Annotated in this window: 19 protein-coding genes; 11 read left to right on the top strand and 8 right to left on the bottom strand. The window is 62.5% G+C overall.

Translation table 11 applies throughout. From position 1 onward, the window contains the following. Positions 1-70: 70 nt before the first annotated feature. The 3 genes from VLE48_09225 to VLE48_09235 form a co-directional block, all read right to left on the bottom strand. The gene (locus VLE48_09225) at positions 71-322 is read right to left on the bottom strand and encodes a hypothetical protein (protein ID HSA93177.1); all 252 of its coding nucleotides are present in this window, start codon (positions 320-322) and stop codon (positions 71-73) included. A gap of 201 nt (positions 323-523) precedes the next feature. Continuing rightward, positions 524-1918 carry a sigma-54 dependent transcriptional regulator gene (locus VLE48_09230; GenBank protein ID HSA93178.1) on the bottom strand — a complete coding sequence of 465 codons (1395 nt, stop codon included), beginning with the start codon at positions 1916-1918 and terminating at the stop codon, positions 524-526. A gap of 130 nt (positions 1919-2048) precedes the next feature. Beyond that, positions 2049-3149 carry a radical SAM protein gene (locus tag VLE48_09235; GenBank protein ID HSA93179.1) on the bottom strand — a complete coding sequence of 367 codons (1101 nt, stop codon included), beginning with the start codon at positions 3147-3149 and terminating at the stop codon, positions 2049-2051. Between the two features lie 193 nt (positions 3150-3342). Here VLE48_09235 and VLE48_09240 point away from each other — a divergent pair, with 193 nt between their 5' ends. Next, positions 3343-3915: a class I SAM-dependent methyltransferase gene (locus tag VLE48_09240; GenBank protein ID HSA93180.1), complete on the top strand. Its 573-nt coding sequence runs from the start codon at positions 3343-3345 to the stop codon at positions 3913-3915. A 101-nt stretch (positions 3916-4016) separates the two neighbouring features. On the opposite strand, the gene VLE48_09245 is transcribed toward VLE48_09240, so the two are convergent. The 3 genes from VLE48_09245 to VLE48_09255 form a co-directional block, all read right to left on the bottom strand. After that, on the bottom strand, positions 4017-4583 hold the full coding sequence (locus tag VLE48_09245) for a hypothetical protein (protein ID HSA93181.1): 567 nt from the start codon (positions 4581-4583) through the stop codon (positions 4017-4019). A gap of 259 nt (positions 4584-4842) precedes the next feature. Then, positions 4843-5610 (bottom strand): hypothetical protein, encoded by a 768-nt coding sequence (locus tag VLE48_09250; protein ID HSA93182.1) that lies wholly within the window; start codon positions 5608-5610, stop codon positions 4843-4845. A gap of 126 nt (positions 5611-5736) precedes the next feature. Continuing rightward, the gene (locus VLE48_09255; GenBank protein HSA93183.1) at positions 5737-6624 is read right to left on the bottom strand and encodes an AraC family transcriptional regulator; all 888 of its coding nucleotides are present in this window, start codon (positions 6622-6624) and stop codon (positions 5737-5739) included. A 167-nt stretch (positions 6625-6791) separates the two neighbouring features. Here VLE48_09255 and VLE48_09260 point away from each other — a divergent pair, with 167 nt between their 5' ends. After that, a complete protein-coding gene (locus VLE48_09260; GenBank protein ID HSA93184.1) occupies positions 6792-7274 on the top strand; it encodes a PaaI family thioesterase in 483 nt (160 codons plus the stop codon). 7 nt (positions 7275-7281) lie between these two features. Here VLE48_09260 and VLE48_09265 read toward each other — a convergent pair whose 3' ends face one another. Continuing rightward, positions 7282-8769: an aminotransferase class V-fold PLP-dependent enzyme gene (locus VLE48_09265; GenBank protein HSA93185.1), complete on the bottom strand. Its 1488-nt coding sequence runs from the start codon at positions 8767-8769 to the stop codon at positions 7282-7284. Between the two features lie 133 nt (positions 8770-8902). On the opposite strand from VLE48_09265, the gene VLE48_09270 reads away from it, so the two are divergent. The 9 genes from VLE48_09270 (at position 8903) to VLE48_09310 (ending at position 16728) form a co-directional block, all read left to right on the top strand. Then, a complete protein-coding gene (locus VLE48_09270; GenBank protein HSA93186.1) occupies positions 8903-10390 on the top strand; it encodes a PLP-dependent aminotransferase family protein in 1488 nt (495 codons plus the stop codon). A 96-nt stretch (positions 10391-10486) separates the two neighbouring features. Next, positions 10487-11404, top strand: coding sequence for a pyridoxal 5'-phosphate synthase lyase subunit PdxS (pdxS, locus tag VLE48_09275; protein ID HSA93187.1), 918 nt, complete (start codon positions 10487-10489; stop codon positions 11402-11404). Between the two features lie 12 nt (positions 11405-11416). Beyond that, positions 11417-11989, top strand: a complete 573-nt coding sequence (gene pdxT, locus VLE48_09280) for a pyridoxal 5'-phosphate synthase glutaminase subunit PdxT (protein ID HSA93188.1) — start codon at positions 11417-11419, stop codon at positions 11987-11989. A gap of 144 nt (positions 11990-12133) precedes the next feature. Continuing rightward, positions 12134-12946, top strand: a complete 813-nt coding sequence (gene coxB / locus VLE48_09285; protein ID HSA93189.1) for a cytochrome c oxidase subunit II — start codon at positions 12134-12136, stop codon at positions 12944-12946. A gap of 40 nt (positions 12947-12986) precedes the next feature. Further along, positions 12987-14735 carry a cbb3-type cytochrome c oxidase subunit I gene (locus VLE48_09290; protein HSA93190.1) on the top strand — a complete coding sequence of 583 codons (1749 nt, stop codon included), beginning with the start codon at positions 12987-12989 and terminating at the stop codon, positions 14733-14735. Then, positions 14735-15400 (top strand): cytochrome c oxidase subunit 3, encoded by a 666-nt coding sequence (locus tag VLE48_09295; GenBank protein ID HSA93191.1) that lies wholly within the window; start codon positions 14735-14737, stop codon positions 15398-15400. Before VLE48_09290 ends, VLE48_09295 begins: the two co-directional genes overlap by 1 nt. A gap of 21 nt (positions 15401-15421) precedes the next feature. Continuing rightward, positions 15422-16177 (top strand): cytochrome c oxidase subunit 3, encoded by a 756-nt coding sequence (locus VLE48_09300; protein HSA93192.1) that lies wholly within the window; start codon positions 15422-15424, stop codon positions 16175-16177. A gap of 18 nt (positions 16178-16195) precedes the next feature. Continuing rightward, the gene (locus tag VLE48_09305) at positions 16196-16510 is read left to right on the top strand and encodes a cytochrome C oxidase subunit IV family protein (protein HSA93193.1); all 315 of its coding nucleotides are present in this window, start codon (positions 16196-16198) and stop codon (positions 16508-16510) included. Next, positions 16507-16728 (top strand): hypothetical protein, encoded by a 222-nt coding sequence (locus VLE48_09310; protein HSA93194.1) that lies wholly within the window; start codon positions 16507-16509, stop codon positions 16726-16728. The genes VLE48_09305 and VLE48_09310 overlap by 4 nt, the downstream gene beginning before the upstream one ends. On the opposite strand, the gene ada is transcribed toward VLE48_09310, so the two are convergent. Continuing rightward, positions 16725-17834: a bifunctional DNA-binding transcriptional regulator/O6-methylguanine-DNA methyltransferase Ada gene (gene ada, locus VLE48_09315; GenBank protein ID HSA93195.1), complete on the bottom strand. Its 1110-nt coding sequence runs from the start codon at positions 17832-17834 to the stop codon at positions 16725-16727. The genes VLE48_09310 and ada overlap by 4 nt on opposite strands. Between the last annotated feature and the right edge of the window lie 130 nt (positions 17835-17964).

Raw genomic sequence — 17964 nt, forward strand, 5'->3', positions numbered from 1 at the left:
AAGAAAAAACAGAAGAGCTGCGAGGAACGAATCTCGCAGCTCTTCGAACCACTCGGAGGTTGGCGCTGACTTAACCCAAGCCGCCGGGACCCTGGAAGCCACCAGGACCTTGGAAACCGCCCGGTCCCTGGAAGCCACCCGGACCTTGGAATCCACCCGGGCCCTGGAATCCGCCGGGACCCTGGAAGCCACCCGGCCCTTGGAAGCCACCGGGACCCTGAAAGCCACCCTTCTTGCCGGTGAGCCCCTTGGTGCTGCCCCGCTTGGCAATGGTAGCCTTCTTGGCAGCCGAACGGCTCTTGATCAACGATTTCTTCTTCATTTCAAATCCCCCTGAATGTCTAGTTTGAGGTTTGTCCTAACTCCCCACTTGACCAATAGAATCAGCAAGCTGGTGACCAAAGTCACCACTTCGTCAAGCAGCTGCAAAATCAGTCACTTGCAACGGAATGCAAGGAATTGCACCGATCAAGGAGTAGACGAAGACCAATAATTCGCCCTTTAATGGTTGAGAATTTGGTCGTTAAATCTTGTACTTGCGGCAGAGATAGCCCATCTTGCGCGCGTCGATGCGCAGCAATTGGGCGGCAGCGACCTTCCTGCCGTTGACGCGACGCAGGGCGGTTTCCAGATAGGCCGCCTCGATGCGCTCCATCTCTTTCACGAAGTCAATCCCTTCTTGTGGAATGAGCAGGTCCTCGTGCCGGGCCGCGCTTTCGTAGAGGATGGGGCCGGGCAGGTCTTTCACAGTGATTACCGGCCGTTCCACCATCAGTACAAGCCGCTGGATCAGATTCTCCAGCTCGCGCACGTTGCCACGCCAGGGATTTTCCTCCAGGACCTCAAGGACCTCCGGTTCTACGCGCTTCAAGGGAACGTTATTGGCGGCGCAGTACAGCCGGAGGAAATGGTCCACGAGCAGGGGGATATCGCCCGGCCGTTGGCGGAGCGGGGGCAGGAAGATAGGAATGACGTGAACGCGATAGTAGAGGTCCTCGCGGAAGAGCCCTTTGCGGACGCCGTCTTCCAGATCGTCGTTGGTGGCGGTGATGAGCCGGAAATCAATCTTCTTCGCCGTCTTGGCACCGATGCGCTGCACAGCGCGGTCTTCCAGCACGCGCAGCAGCTTGCTCTGCAGCGCCAACGGAAGGCTGCCGATCTCGTCCAGGAACAGCGTGCCGCCGTGGGCCACCTCGATGTGGCCGGGCCGCGAGGCGACCGCGCCGGTGAACGATCCCCTTTCATGCCCAAACAGCTCAGCCTCGATCAGGGTTTCCGGGATGGCCCCGCAATTTACGCTGATGAAAGGCTTCTCCGCCCGCGGGCTGCTCCGGACGATGGCCCGGGCCACAAGCTCCTTGCCCGTACCGCTTTCGCCCCGGATCATGACCGTGGTGTTGGTCTGGGCCACGCGACGGATGGCGTCATAGACGCGGCGCATGGGCTCGCTGCCCCCGATTAGTTCGCAGAAGGAGTACTTTTGAGAGATCTGCTCACGCAGCCGCCGATTCTCGATCTCCATGCTCCGGCGGTCCAGAGCGCGCTCGAGCACGATTTGCAATTCCTGGAAATCCACCGGAGCGACAAAAAATTCGTCCGCGCCTACCGCTCCGGCTTTCAGCCTCACGCTGCGGCTGTGTGAACGTGTCAGCGCGATGAGTACCAGGTCCCTGCCGATGCGGCGCAGTTCCGCCAGTGCGTCCAGTCCCAGAGCCGTGGACTCGGCGATAGTGTCGATGTCCAGAAGGATGGCATCCAATGGCGCACGACTCATCAATCCCAGAATCCCATCCCAGGTGCTGAGGCAGGCTGTTTGGAATGCTGGGGTCAGGAACTGCTCGATGTCGGGCAAGGCGGATTCGTCGGTGGTGACGATGGCAATCCGGCGTTCCGGACCTGGAGTGATGGAAGCGTGCATGGGAAATCCCCCGCGACAGGGGAGGGGGAGAGTATAGACCAAATTTTTGCCGCAGGTGGGGGAAAATTAGACACCAAACAAAAACCCCTCCGGACGGGCCGGAGGGGCAAATCCTTTGGGGGTGCAGCGGTTAGTTATCGGTGCTCGGCCGCCCGGACCAGCCGTGGAGCCCTTGCTTGATGATCCAGCGCAGCACGTTGTTGTTGTTGTAGTAGTAGCCCAGGACGTACTGGCAGGTCGACAAGCAGTGGGAGTTACAGACCTTTTTCATCTCCTCCAGCTGCTGGAAGTCGAACTTGTGTTCCCAGATCTGTCCCCAGTCGGTCTTGGCCGAGTACATGGGAAAACAAGGGGACAAGCTGCCGTCGGTGCGGATGACACAGGAATTCCAGCCGGCACGGCAATTCCAGGGATAGGTGACGCCGCGCATGAAGTCTTTCATCTTGCGCAGATGATCCTTGGAATTGACCATGATGTAGCCCTGCGCATTCTTCTCGATCAGCCAGTCCAGCAGCTCGTCCACCCGCGGCCAATCGTCACGCAGAATGTAGGTGACGTTGTCGTTCAGGTGCTGGAAGTGGGGCTGCTCGATGTAGGGCGGCTCGTTGATGTGCACGTCGGTGGAGATGCCGTTGTCATGGGCGATCTCCGTCAGCTTGTAGACGTCTTCAATGTTGTTGCGGCAGATGTTGGTGTTGAAGACGATCATGTAGTTGTACTGGCGCTGCTGCTTCACCAGGTACTTGAACTGCTTCTCGATGCGCTTGAAGTTCTTGGGCAGGCCGGGGCGCTCCTCGAGCGCGTCCACGGCCAGATTGATGGCGGCCACGCCGGCGTCGCCCACGCGGTCGACAAAGTCCTCGTTCATGAGGATGCCGTTGGTGGGCAGGTAGACGAAAAAGCCGTTCTTGGTGCCGTAATCCACCACCTTCAGGATCATGTCCCGGCGCAGCAGGGGCTCGCCGCCCATGATGGCGATCACGCGGCAACCCACCGACTTGAGCCAGTCGATGGAGCGCACGGCGGTCTCTTCCGTCATGCCCTTGACCTTGTTGTTGAACGCCCAGCAATAGTGACAATCCACATTGCATTTCCACTCCGTGAACAAGTAGGAAAGCAACGGGCGAAACTGGTCGGAATACACCCGCGACTGCACGTAGGGAACGAACCAGCGGCGGAACGCACGCACAAAGTTGTTGGCGTGGTAACTCCGCGTTTCGAGCTCCGGCATCAAGCCTCCTTGAGTTCGCGAACCGGGGCCAGCCAGGGCTGCCCCAGCATCCTGCAACAACCTGTAAGGATAACCAGAACGGCACCTATCCTACAGGGCTCAAGGCTTCCAAAATACAGGACTTACAGCGTATTGTCAGGAACCGGGGCCGAAACGCCGAACTCTCCATCGAATGGGAGGGGCTGTCACAAGCATGGGTGACGAAGGCCGGGGATGGGACCAACGCTATGCCGAGGGCTGCCATGCCTTCCGCGAGCCCGACGGGTTCCTGATACGAGCATGGAAGCAGCACGTTCAGCCGCGCTTCCCTTCCCCCGGGTCGGCTCTGGACGTGGCTGGCGGTTTGGGGCGTCACGCCCTCTGGGTAGCAGCTCAAGGTTGGCAGGTGACGCTGGTGGATTCGTCCCAGGTGGCGCTGGCCCAGGTTCAAGCGGCGGCCGAAGCGCGCGGCCTGAAGCTGAACCTGGTCTGTTCCGACCTCAGGCAATACGACTTCGGGCATGAACGCTTCGACCTGATTCTGGTCTTTTTCTATTTGGAGCGAGCTCTCTTCCCTGCCCTGCAACAGGCGCTGCGGCCCAGCGGCATCCTTCTCTATAAGACCTACACACGAGAGCAACTTCGATTCGAGCGCGGGCCCCGGAACCCGGAACACCTGCTTGAGCCACAGGAGCTCGGGCGCGCTTTTCCGGGCCTAAGAGTCCTGGACTATCGCGAAAGCATCACGGACCGAGCGGTGGCAGAGTATGCGGGGCAGCGCTCCTGAGGCGTGCTCCTATGCAGTCGGCGATCACGGGAAGAAATAGTACGGCTGTACCCAGGGCCGAGGGCTCTCACAGATCCTTGCTGTCTCCCCTGCTCACTTCCTTACTGTTGGGGTGAAGCGCTTTCGGGGGGGTCGTAGGAAACCTGTGGTGGCTGGCTGCTCGCACGAGCGTCGAGCATGTCGAACCGCCATGAGCCGTCGGTGAACCCACCCCAGCGGGGAACCCGGATGTTGCCGTATTGCTCCAGGGGCCCGAAGATGAACTCCAGTTTTCTCTCGCCCACCGCAGCGCCCCACAACACCGGCTCGGCCAGCGGGCTGAGCCGGAACCAGCAGAGCGGCCCTCCTCCTCGCTCATGCACTTCAAGGAGTTCTCCCTTCATACGCAGCTCGATGCTGGGATCCTCAGCCGCGATGAGATGGAACATCCGAAACATGTCCCGCTTCCAGAATCCTCGCTCCATCGCCAGATGCTCCTCCGAGAACCGCGAGACCTTGCCGTCGATCATTCTCCAGCCGCCGCGGGCATCATACGCGCGCAAGCGGGTTCCGAGTTCGTTCTTGATGGACACCTTCAATCGCGGTGTCTTGAAGTCAATCCACTCCTCGTGAATGATGGACTCTTTCCACTCCAGGACGTGGAACCTCTGTTTGAGATGCAGGGACACGAGCTGCGCCCACAGAGTTTTTCCGCCAACCCTTTCCACCATCCTCTCGGCCAAGGCAATGGCTTGGGGCTCTCCCGCAAGACCTTCCGCAGCAGCGGGAGAAGAAACGGCAGAAACCAGGACGAGGAGGGGGACAATCCTTCGGCCCCAGACTCCCATAACCCGGCTACGAGGACGATGAGTTTTCGTCATGATTCGGTCTCCTCCGAGGGTTCGTTTGCGAAATCACGCCCTCGAGTCCTTGACGGAGTATCGGGAGCTATTCCGTTTTCTCCTGCTCCTTGTGCTTTGTAAACTCCCGCGGCGGTACGAACAGCGACGGGTCGGGGGCGTGATGGGAGCCCGTGAGGGATCGCATCTCATAGGTGACCGCACCGTTGCCGGTCGTCGCCCAGTTCGGAACTCGAAGATTCCCGAAGCGCTTCATGGGTCCGAACGTGTAGCGATACTCAGTCGTCGCCCAGGCCAGAGGTTCTTTCCGGATGTTCAGCTGCATCCAGCCGCGGGGTACGCCATCCGGTCCACGGAACTCGAGCCGGCGTGAGCCTTTGAAATCCCCCTCCACGAATCGCACTTCGTAGAAGGGATCACCGATGGCGATGGCTCTTGCGAGCCGGACGAAGTGAAAAGGCGCGCGCGCCGTTGACATCCTGAACTCGTCATCGCCGCCCCAGGAGAATTCGTCATTGACGACGCGCCAGATCTTGTGCTCCGGACTAAATCCCTGGACGCTGTAGTTAATCTCGCTTTTCTTTTCTATCCACGATCGGGGGACCGTAAGATCCAGGATCTCGTTTTCAACATAGGAATCGGCGCGGTTCCAGATGCGCCATTCATGAACGAAGTGGATGCTCTTCAGCTTTGCCCAGATCTCACGGCCTCCCATGGTGGCCACCATCGCCTCTGCTTCGGCAATCGCCGCGGGGTCGCCGCGCAGGCCCGCCGCTGGCGCGGCTTTCTCCTGGCCAGACAGAAGAACTGCGCACAACAAAAGCGGGACAGTCAGCCAGGCGCGCTGCTGCATCATTGCCTCCCCTGGCGCGGAAGAATCCCGACCCAACGCGGTCCGTCTCATCCGCAACGCCAGCAGCCGTGCATAGTATGGAGGCAGGCGCGATACCGAAATTGCGAATCTTCGGCGAGAGCGCTGGGGCTAGCTGCGGCGCTCGAGGTGCTGGCGAAGAGCGCGTGCAAATGCGCTGCGGGAACCGTAGCCGGCCGTCCGCGCGGCGCTCTCGGGGCTGGCGCCGCGCCGCCGCCGATCCAGGGCGCGCTCCAGCCGCACGCCACGCGCATACCGTGCCGGGGTTGTTTGGAAGACGGCCCTGAAGACCCGGAGAAAGTGAAAGGGCGAGAGACAGGCCTCGCTCGCCATTTGCGGTAGCGCGACCCGTCCGCCTGTGTCATGGATCAGATCGCGGGCCCGTAGAACGCGGGTCACCAGCTCTTCCCGCGTTGCACGGTGAACGCAGTGTTCCAAGGACTGCGGCGGCACAAGGTCGAGGGCATCCGCCAGCGCGAGCGCCGCCGCGTCCATCACCAATTCCTCGAGCCGATCGGGCGCAGGGGCGGGGTGAGCCTGGGCCTCGGCGGTGAGCCGGGCAAGAGCTCGGGCCAGCCCAGCTCGCGGGCGGAATGGCACTTGCAGCACCGCGCGTGCCAGATCGCCGCATCCGGGAGCGTCGAGCAGCGCGGCATCGCTTCGGGTCAGGGCCCCAACCATGTCGGCGAGCGACGCCGGAGGGAGAAAGAACGACAGCGACTGCGTTCCGGGCTGCTCGATCGAGCTGGCGTAGACCTGACCCGGATTGAGAATCAGCACCTGCCCCGGCCGAAGGCAGACCAATCGCCTCCCAATGCGATAGCGCTCTTCACCGCGGGTAACCAGCTTCACGGAAAACTGGCCCCTGTGCTCACCCACCTCCATACGGTCCGTCGTGAAGGCGAACAGCAGGATTTCGTCCCGGTGGATCGCGAAGGAGTCGTCCACCCTGGCGCCGCTCATCGCTCGGCTTGTGGCGGACCAGCGGGCCAGGATCATGGGTCTTCTCCAACCAGTCTGGCCCCAACGATCCTTATCCGGCAACCCATGGGTTCTAGTTCACTAGACGTCGGGTACGTTGTCTCGTTAGCAACACGGTTTGATCTCACCGGCGCAGCGGGTTTGGCGCAGCGGGTCCGGTAACTTTAGAATCCAATGCCCCAGCTATGGCCAAGAAGAAACACATCGCCGGTCACTCGACCAGCCAGTCGGTCATCCGGCGGAACCACTGCTTTGCCTGCGGGAAGGACAACCCCGACGGCATGCACCTGCGCTTCTACTACGACGAGGAACGCCGCAGTTTCGTCTCGCGCTTCCGGCTGGCGCGACGCTTCCAGGGGCCACCCGGGCACGCCCACGGCGGCATCATTGCCACGGTGCTCGATGAAGCTATGGGGAAAGTCAACAAGCTGCGGTCGGTGGTCGCGTTGACCGCGCAGATGAAAGTGGAGTTCCTGAGGCCGGTGCCGCTGCGCAAGCCTCTCATCGTGGAATCACGCGAACTCCGGGTGCGCGGACGGCGTCACCTTAATTCCGCGGAAATCCGTAACGAGAAGGGTGAGGTACTGGCCCGCAGCCGCGGAACCTTCATCGCCATCGACCCGCACAAGATGTTTGCCAAACACATGGGCGGGTTGCGCACCAGCTAGGCTGGCATCAAGAAGCGGTGGTGACCGGCTGGGCTTCCGCAACCCGGTTGCGGCCCAAACGCAAGACTTCGTTCACCAGCAGGTCAAGGTCTTCGAAGCGGCTGCGGTGGTTGCAGATGGCCACCCGCAGCGCGAAGCGACCGTCGAGCACGGTGGAGGAAGGAACGGCGATGCCGCTTTCCTGCAGGTCAGCCAGGATGGCCTGGTTCAAGGCGGTGAGCGCGGGTTCGTCCCAGCCCGCCACCCGATAGCGGAAGCAGACGACGTTGAGCGGAACCGGAGCGAGCAACTCCAAATCACCAGAGCCCTCGACCAGCTCGGCTAGATATGTAGCCTGGCGCACGTTCTGCTCGACGAGCTGTCCGTATCGGGGAAAGCCGTGCTCCTGCAGCGCCATCCATACACGCAGGGCGCGAAACCCTCGCGAAAGCTCGAAGCCATACTCGTTGAACCACAACGCGCCGCCGCTCAATCCTCGCGGGGCCCGGTTCAGGTAGGCCGCGGGCCGCGTGTAGGCGGCGTGGTGATCGTGCGGGCGGCGGATGAGCACGCAACCCGCGTCGTACTGAACGTGCAGCCATTTGTGCAGGTCAAGCGCAAGCGAGTCGGCCCGTTCCATTCCACGAAGCATGGGGCGCAAGCGATCGGAAAGCGCTGCGAAAGCACCCAACGCACCATCGACGTGAAACCAGAGGTCTTCCTGGCGGCAAATCTCCGCCAATTCTTCGAGCGGATCGAATGCGCCGGTGTTCACGGTTCCGGCGTTGCCGACGATGCAGAAGGGCAAGCGTCCCGCTTCCCTGTCCTGGCGGATTGCGTCTCGCAGTAGATCGGTCCGGATGCGGAAAGTTGTGTCCACGGGAATCATGCGCACGGCGTTTGATCCAAGGCCCAGAAGCTCCGCCGCCTTGCGCACCGAGCTGTGCGTTTCCGAGGAGGCGTAAAGCACCATGCGGCGAGGCAGAGCTTGCACGCCCTCTGCGGGGATGTCCACCTCGGCCTTGGCGTTGCGGGCCACGGTCAGACCCACCAGGTTGGAGGCCGAGCCACCGGTGGTAAGAATACCGCTGGCCTCCGGCGCATAGCCAAGGGCTTCCTTGAACCATCCAATCACCTGCCGCTCGACCTGCACCGACACCTGGTCCGCTCCGAAGACGTTGCAGTTCATCGCGCCCTCCAGCAGTTGAGCCAGCATGCCGAAGGGAGTGCCGCTGCCGATCACCCAACCCCAGAAGCGGGGATGGATGTTCCCGGTGGGATACGGCAGGATGAGCCGCTGAAAGTCGGCATAGATCTCTTCCGGATCGCGGGGTTCGAGGGGCACGTCGCGCTCAAGCTGGTCGCGCACTTGATTGGGGATGGGCTTCCACACTTCGCGCTCTCGCACGCTCTCCAGGTAGCCGAAGGCGTCGTCGAGTATGCGATGCCCAAGCTCGCGTAAGCGGGACCAGTCCCGCGGGTCGAGCGTGAGTTCGTTCCTATCCGGTCGGTTCATAGGGCTCCCTCAAAGCGGTCCATTGCGATATTGGACTGCTCCAATGCTCGAAGTGGCGTGATACCATTTGCCTTGTTTAGCTGGATTGTGTGGCTTTCCACTCCAGCGACGAATATCCAATCGCAGGTTGGCTATGGCTACAGCAGTGAATGTTTCCAAGCTCATCAAGCCGGTGAACGGCGATGGGCCGCTCTACGGACGTCTTCTGGCTGCGCTCGAAGCGGCCATCCAGGAAGGGACGTTGGCGCCGGGAGCGCGGCTGCCCTCCGAGCGCGACTTGGCGGAAGAGCTGCGTTTGAGCCGCACCACGGTGACCACAGCGTACCGCGAGCTGGAGTCGCGCGGCCTGGTGCGTGGGCACGTGGGGCGCGGCACCTTCGTCTGCGCTCCGCCGCAGGCGGATGAAGCGCCTTTTGCCTGGCGCGGCAAGGTCTCGACGCGCGTACAGCGCACCAGCGACCGCGACTTCCATGAGCTGCTGCTGGACTCAGTGAACCCGGCGCTGATCTCTTTTGCCGCCGGCTGCCCGGCGGTGGACTGTTTCCCTTTCGACGAGTACCAGCGCATCGCGCAACAGGTGATGAAGCGCGAAGGCGCCCGCATCCTGGGACTGGCGGCCACCGAGGGACAGCCGGCCTTGCGGCGGGCTCTGGCCTCCCGCCTGGACGTGAAACCGGACAAGGTCCTGGTGGTTTCGGGCTCACAGCAGGCGCTCGATCTGCTGGCCCGTTGCCTGCTCGACAACGGCGATACGGTGCTGATGGAACGCCCCAGTTACGTGGGTGCTATCCGCAGCTTCCGCTCCGCGGGCGCGAACCTGGTGGGGTGGGACGTGGCTCGGAACGACTTTGACGAGCTCGAGGACCTGATCCTGCGTTACCGGCCGAAGCTGCTCTACATCAACCCCACGTTCCAGAACCCGACCGGCAGAACGATGGGACTGCGCGAGCGCCGCGACCTGCTGAAACTGGCGGCGCGCTATCGGCTGCCGGTGATCGAGGATGACGCCTACCGCGAGCTCTGCTATGAAGGTCCGCCGCCCGCCAGCCTCCGGGAGCTTGATGAACACAACATCGTGATCTACCTCAGCACGTTTTCCAAGGTACTGGCGCCCGGGCTGCGGCTGGGCTGGATCGTGGCCACCGAGAGCATCGTGGATCAGTTGGCGGAGATCAAGCTGACGCTCGATCACTTCACCGAAGGCCTGGGACAGCTGGTGGTGGCGGAGATGCTACGCAGCGGTTTGTTCGACCATCACCTGAAAAAGGTGCGGGCGGAGCACAAGAAGCGCCGGGATGCCTTGGTGGGTGCCCTGCGGCGTGAACTGCCGCCACGGACGCTCGACTTCTCCGTGCCCGGCGGCGGGATGTACCTGTGGTGCCGGCTGGCGCGGCATCTGGAGAGCAGGACGTTGTTACGCGCGGCCATGGCTGCCGGGGTGGTGTTTGCCAACGGCGAATTGTTCTATCCCGATGCCTGTGGCGGACGCGAACTTCGTCTGTGCTACTCCGCCCTGCCGGTGGAGAAGATCGAAGAGGGCGTGCGACGGTTGGCGCGCAGCCTGGGGTCGGCGGAAATTCACCGTCCCGCGCCGGAGCGCCAGACACTGCCCATGGTATGAGGGTCGGACCGGAGCGATCTTTTCCTCCGGCGTAAAATGTAGATTGGAATCATCCGGAAGCGGGCGCCCCAAGGCGCCAGGGATGCGAGGGGAAACATGTCAGAGACTAATGGAAGCGGCAGCCTGCGTCTGAAGACCGGTTTGGCGGAGATGCTCAAGGGTGGCGTCATCATGGACGTCACCAATGCCGACCAAGCGAAGATCGCCGAAGAGGCGGGTGCGGTGGCGGTGATGGCGCTGGAGCGGGTGCCGGCGCAGATCCGCGCCGAGGGCGGCGTGGCCCGCATGGCCGCACCCAAGAAGATCCGCGAGATCATGGCCACGGTCACTATCCCGGTGATGGCCAAGTGCCGCATCGGGCATTTTGCGGAGGCGCAGATCCTCGAAGCTCTGGGCGTCGATTACGTCGACGAATCCGAGGTCCTAACTCCGGCCGACGAAGAGCATCACGTGGACAAGCACGCCTTCCGCGTTCCTTTCGTCTGCGGGGCACGGAATTTGGGCGAGGCGCTGCGGCGCATCAGCGAAGGCGCAGCCATGATCCGCACCAAGGGCGAGGCCGGCACCGGGGATGTGGTACACGCGGTCAAGCATATGCGCGCCATCATGAAAGAGATGCGCTCGCTTACCACGATGCGCGAAGACGAACTCTACACCCGCGCCAAGGAGCTGCAGGCGCCCGTAGAGTTGGTGCGCCTGGTGGCCAAAGAGGGCAAGTTGCCGGTGCCCAACTTCTCCGCCGGCGGCATCGCCACGCCCGCCGACGCCGCCCTGGTGATGCACCTGGGTGCGGAGGCGGTGTTCGTGGGCTCGGGCATCTTCATGAAGAATTCCACCGAGTTCGCCGATCCGGAAGATGCCATGCGCCGGGCGCGCGCCATCGTGCGGGCGACCACCCATTACCAGGATCCTGCCGTGCTGCTCGAAGTCAGCGAGGATTTGATCGGAGCGATGCGCGGCCTGGCGGTCGCCGGGCTGGCCGAGGCCGACATGTTGCAGAAACGGGGCTGGTAACGAGAAGTGCCCATGAAAATCGGCGTACTTGCCATTCAGGGTGACTTCGACGCTCACCGCAAGCGCCTGGAAGAGCTGGGAGCCGAAGTCGTGCTGGTAAAGAATCCAGGCCAGCTTGATGCGGTGGACGGGCTGGTGATTCCTGGCGGCGAGTCGACCACTTTCCTCAAGTTCCTGGAGCGCGGAGCATTCCTCGAGAGGTTGCGCGAGTTTGCCCGCGCCAAGCCGGTGTTGGGCACCTGCGCGGGAGCAATTCTGCTGGCGCGTGAAGTCCTCGACCCGCCGCAGGCCAGTCTGGGAAGCCTCGATATCCGTGTGCGCCGCAACGCATATGGCCGCCAACTTGAGAGTTCCATCCGTCACGGCGAGACGCGACTGGGCGGTGGGCCGCTGGAGATGGTGTTCATCCGCGCTCCGAAGATAGAAGCTACCGGTCCGGGTGTTGAGGTGCTGGCCACCGCGGGCGGAGATCCGGTGCTGGTGCGCCAGGGTAAGGCCATGGCGGCGACTTTCCACCCTGAACTTTCCGCCGATCCCCGGGTACACACCGCGTTTCTGGACCTGGCCCGCAACGGCTCGCACTGAGCCGCCTTTCTTCGCGCTGGTTTTCGATTGCTTCTTTTCCGCCGTGTGCTATTCTTTCGCGTTCGCCTGCGCATTCACGGTGAGCTTGATGCCTGCGAACGGTTCGGAAATCCGCCAAACCAACCTTACCCGAGGTCTTGCCGAATGGGCGTGGCGTTGTTGGTCGTCATCTGGCTGATCACCCTCATCAGTTCCTACTTTTTCTACACCGGGCAGTGGTCGCCCTTGCCCTTGGCTTCCGCGCACGGCGGCGCCATCGACAAACAGATGGCGCTGACCATGGTCCTGATGGGCGTGGTGTTCCTGGCTGCCCAACTGGGCTTGGGCCTCTTCGTCTGGAAGTACCGTGAGCGCAGCGGCGCTCAGCCGGCCACCTACACCCACGGCCACAACGGCCTGGAGTGGACCTGGACGGCGCTCACCGCCGTGCTGTTCGTCGGGCTCAACCTGATGGGCTACAACGTCTGGGCGGCCAACCGCATCCATGGGGCGGGTCCGGGCGCCATGCAGGTGGAAGTCACGGGCGTGCAGTTCACCTGGTACTTCCGCTATCCCGGACCGGACGGCAAGTTCGGGCGCGTGGACTACCAGAAAAGCGACGCCTCGCTCGGCAACGAAGGCGCCCTGGGCCTGGATGACACCGACCCAGCCGCCAAGGATGACATCATTACCGGCGTCTTGGTGCTTCCGGTCGACCGGGAAGTGGACGTCACCCTGCGCGCCCAGGACGTGATCCACAACTTCAACATTCCCGCCATGCGGGTGAAACAGGACGCCGTGCCGGGACTGATGATCCATACACACTTCACTCCCATACAAACCGGTGAGTACGAGGTGGCGTGTGCCGAGCTCTGCGGCCTGGGTCACTACAAGATGCGGGGCGCGGTGCGGGTGCTCAGCGAACAGGACTTTAACCAGTGGATGGCGGAACGCCAGGACGAGAAACAACAACAATGAATCTCAACCGCGGAAGGGATTTCATAGGAGATCCACGTCGATGAGCGAAGCGCACGCAGAGGCGGCCGTCCACGCGCATGCTGCACCCACGGGCTTTATCCGGAAGTACATCTTCAGCCTCGACCACAAGGTGATCGGGATCCAGTACTACTTCCTGGCGCTGGTGGCAGTGTTCGTGGGCATGTTCCTTTCGCTGTTGATGCGCATTCACCTGGTGTGGCCCACGGCGCATCTGCCGCTTGTGGGCGAGATCAAGCCGGAAACCTATCTCACCCTGCTGACCATGCACGGCACCATCATGGTGTTCTTCGTGCTGACCACGGCCCCGCAGAGCGGCTTCGGCAACTACGTCCTGCCCATCCAGATCGGCGCGCCGGACATGGCTTTCCCGGTGCTGAACATGCTCTCGTTCTGGACCACGTTCCTTTCCTTCGTGATCATGCTGGCGGCCTTCTTCGTCGAAGGCGGTGCGCCGCTGCACGGATGGACAGGATACGCTCCCCTGAGCGCCATCCCTTCGGCAGGGCCCGGCCAGACCTTGGGTGCCGACCTTTGGATCATCAGCATCGCGGTGTTTTGCGCGGCCTCGCTGATGGGTGCTCTGAACTTCATCACCACAACCCTCGATCTGCGCGCGCGGGGCATGTCGCTGATGCGCTTGCCGCTCACCTGCTGGAGTTGGTTCATCACCGCTATCCTGGGCTTGCTGGCATTCGGAGTCCTGGCCGCCGCCGGCATCCTCCTGCTGCTCGACCGCAACGTGGGGACGAGTTTCTTCGTGCCCGGCGGCCTGGTTATGACCGGGATACCGGTGAAGCATCAGGGCGGCTCTCCGCTGCTCTGGCAGCACCTGTTCTGGTTTTTCGGGCATCCGGAGGTCTACATCGCCATCCTGCCGGGCATGGGTGTGGCGTCGCAGATCCTTTCGACGTTCTCGCGCAAGCCCATTTTCGGATATCGGGCCATGGTCTACGCCATGCTCTCCATCGGCCTCCTGGGCTTCGTGGTGTGGGGTCATCACATGTTCATGAGCGGCATGAGCCCCTACTCGGCCTTCGCCTTTTCCGTGATGACCATGGCCATCGGCGTCCCTTCCGCCATCAAGACTTTCAACTGGCTGGGCACCATCTGGCGCGGACGCGTGCGCTTCTATACCCCGATGCTGTTCGCCATCGGCTTCGTTTCCCTGTTCGTCAGCGGCGGGCTGAGCGGGCCTTTCCTGGCGCAGCCACAGCTCGATATCAACCTGCATGACACGTACTTCGTGGTGGCCCACTTCCACCTCATCATGGGCGTGGCGGCCATCTTCGGCATCTTCGCGGGCACCTACTATTGGTTCCCTAAGATGTTCGGGCGCATGATGAACGAGCGGCTGGGACAGGCCCACTTCTGGCTGACCTTCATCGGGACGTACGCCATCTTCATGCCCATGCACTACCTGGGAATCGCCGGACACCCGCGCCGGTACTCGCAACTCACCGAAATCAAGTTCCTTGAGCCGTTGATGAGCTTGCAGGAATTCATCACCATCGCGGCACTGATCACCATTGGCGCGCAGATCATCTTCGTGATCAACCTGTTCTGGAGCATGTTCAAAGGACCCAAGGCAAGCGTCAATCCCTGGGAGGCCACCACGCTGGAGTGGACCGTGCCCTCGCCGCCGCCGCATGACAACTTCGGAGGTCGTGTTCCCGTCGTGCGCCATGGGCCGTATGAGTATGCCGTCCCCGGCGCTACCCGGGACTTCGTGATGCAGGACGAAGAACAACCCGTACAGATGCATTCCTGATGGCGACGCTGGCCCATCCCGTTACCGTCGAGGAGCGCGAGCCGCGCGTCGCGGGAGGTCCGCCCGCGTCTCCACCGCAACAAGGGGACCGCGGCGGGAGCCGCGGCCCTGGGTTCACTCCTGCCGACCGCCTGCGCCGCTACCGTATCGGACTGGCTGTCGGCCTGACTCCAGTGCTGATGCTGTTCGTTTCCTTCACCAGCGCATACATCGTGCGGCAGGGTCTGAGCGACGACTGGCGCAGCATCGCGCTCCCACCCATCCTCTGGATGAACACCGTCATTCTGCTGGTGAGCAGCTTTACCGCGGAGAAGGCACGGAGGACGGCGGTCCGCGACGAGGGGCCGGGCGGTTTGTGGCTCGGCATCACGCTGATCCTGGGGCTCGGTTTTCTTGCCGGCCAGTGGATCGCGTGGAAGCAACTGGCGGCGCAGGGGATTTTCATCGCGTCCAATCCCAGCAGTTCTTTTTTCTACCTGCTGACGGCCAGCCACGGGTTGCACCTGCTGGGCGGAGTATTGGCCTTGGGTTATGCGGCGGCGGCGTCCCGTCTGCACCGGCCGCCGGAAACGCGGCGCATCGTCGTGGACATCGCCGCCTGGTATTGGCACTTCATGGATCTGTTGTGGCTGTACATCCTGGCTCTGTTGTTTTTGGCGCAATAGAACGACACGAGGAACCACACGATGGCTGAAGCTGCTGTGCATCACCCGATAAGCGACGCTTATGAACCGCCGCTGTTCGGGGCCTATTCGAAAAAAGTAGGCATGTGGCTGTTCCTGCTCTCCGACTCGCTCACGTTCGGGGCGCTGCTGTTCGCCTACAGCTACGGGCGCATCGCCACCCCCAACTGGCCTACGCCGTTCGGCGCTCACAGCATCGCCAACGCCAGCATCATGACCGCTTGCCTGCTCTCCAGTTCGCTCACCATGGTTCTGGCCGTCCTGGCGGGCCAGCGCGGGGACCGCACGTGGCGCTTCTATTGGCTGTTGGCCACCATGTTGTTCGGCTCGGCCTTCGTCGTGCTGCACGCCTTCGAGTGGAACGGGTTGATCAAGGAAGGCATGCGGCCGTTCAGCAACCCGTGGGCGGCGGACGTCCCCCAATTCGGCGGAACGTTCTTCGCGCTCACCGGCATGCACATGCTGCACGTCACCATCGGCGTGATTTACCTGGGTGTCATCGCCCTGGGCCGCAAGTTCATCCCGGTGCTGGTGGGACTGTGGCTGGTCACCTGGCTGGCGACGCCCTCCAGCAGCGTCTTCCACAACGGCGCCCACGTGCTGCTGGCCTGCGCCGTCATCGCTGGCATGGTCGTCTTCTTCAAACCCAAGGACTATGACGCCCACGATGTCGAAGTCAGCGGCCTGTACTGGCACTTTGTAGACCTTGTCTGGATGTTCATCTTCCCGCTGGTGTACTTGATGTCCACCAGGGTGTGAGGCGGAGGAACCGGATTCATGGCACACGAGGCAACCGCAACGCAGGATCACGGAAAAGCACAGTACTTCTGGGTGTGGGGCGCCCTGCTGGTTCTTACTGCGATCGAGATCTTTCTGGCCTACGAGCAGGTCTTCGACCCGCTGCACATGTTGCTGGTGTTGCTGATGCTTTCGGTGGTCAAAGCGGCACTGATCATCGCCTACTTCATGCACTTGAAGTTCGAGATCGCGCGCATGAAAGTCACGCTGATGGCGGCGCTGGTGATCTGCCTGTCGCTGATGTGCGTGTTCTTCGCGGATGCGTTCCGCATCCTGCAACTGGGAGCAAAGTGAAGCTGCGCTGCGCCCTTCTTACGCTGGTCCTGCTGGCCGCTTCCACGGCCTGGAGTCAATGCTCCATGTGCGCGACCGGCGCCCAGGCTGCCGATCGTCGCGGCCAGATCGCGTTACGCCGCGGAATCATCGTGCTGGCCATCCCGCCGGTCGGAATCCTGCTGGCGCTGGTGGGCGTGGCATTTCGCTATCGTAACGACCGCAACGATCCCGCCTAATTGCGCTCCGCAGCTCGTCGCCTGGACGTCGGCAGTCCCGAGCTCTCCATACCCAGCAAGGTCTTCTTCCGGCGAACGCCCCAGCGATATCCGCCCAGGTCACCGTCGCCGCGTGTCACGCGGTGACAGGGGATGACCACGGCCACCGGATTTGTGGCACAGGCTCGGGCTACCGCCCGGGCGGCGGAAGGCTGACCCAGGGCGCGCGCCACCTGACCGTAGGAACGGGTGGTTCCCCGTGGAATGGCCTGCAGATAACGCCAAACGCGCCGCTGGAAGGCGGTGGCCTGGATGTCCAAGGGCAGCGTGGCGTCGCGTTTTTCGCCGCGCAGGTAATCGACCAGTGTCTTGCAGTAACCGGCCAGAGCGCCGTCATCACGCTTGCGCACCGCAAACGGATACTCGCGACGCAGTCCTTGTTCCAGTTCAGCATCCGAGTGGCCGAAGCGCACCGCGCAAATACCCTTGGGCGTTGCCGCCACCAGCATCCGCCCCAAGGGCGAGTCGGCGCAGGTGAAGTGGATAGGCGTACCGATGGCGCCGCGCCGGTAGGCATCGGGCGTCATTCCAAGCTGAGATGCCGTTCGCTCGTAGAGCCGGCTGGTGGAGCCGTATCCCGCGTCATACATGGCATGGGTGACGGACCGGCCGGCCTGGAGTTGGCGCTTGAACCGCTCCATGCGGCAGGAATCGGCATACTCGCGCGGCGAGATGCCCAACGCACTCTTGAAGCTTCGCTGCAGGTGGAACGGGCTCTGCTGGAAGACCGAACCCAGAGTGCGCAGGGTTACCGGCTCGTCCAAATGGCTCTCGATGTAGCGGCAGACCTCCTGCACCCGGGCCTGGCGAGGGTTCCCGGTCGAGCGCGGACGGCAACGCAGGCAGGCCCGGAACCCGGCGCCTTCGGCCTCGTCTGGTCTGCGGAAAAACACGACGTTCTCCCGGCGCGGACGGCGCGAAGCGCACGACGGCCGGCAATACACGCCGGTGGTCTTCACGGCAAAGTAGAACTCGCCATCCCGGCTGGGATCGCGCGCCAGCACGGCCTCCCACAGGTTGAGTTCCGGATCGCGAGCAGCCAAGGCTGAGGTACCTTCAGCAATCATTGTACTGTTCATCATGCTGTGACTTTAGCCGCAGGCCGTCGCGGACGCTATCCGCTTCTTGCGCTCAAATTCGGATTCTTGGGGGGCAGCCCGCTTTTTGAGAGCGGGGCTATAATCAAAGGTTCCGCAT

This window comes from Terriglobales bacterium (assembly GCA_035454605.1).
GTDB lineage: Bacteria > Acidobacteriota > Terriglobia > Terriglobales > Acidobacteriaceae > DATMAB01.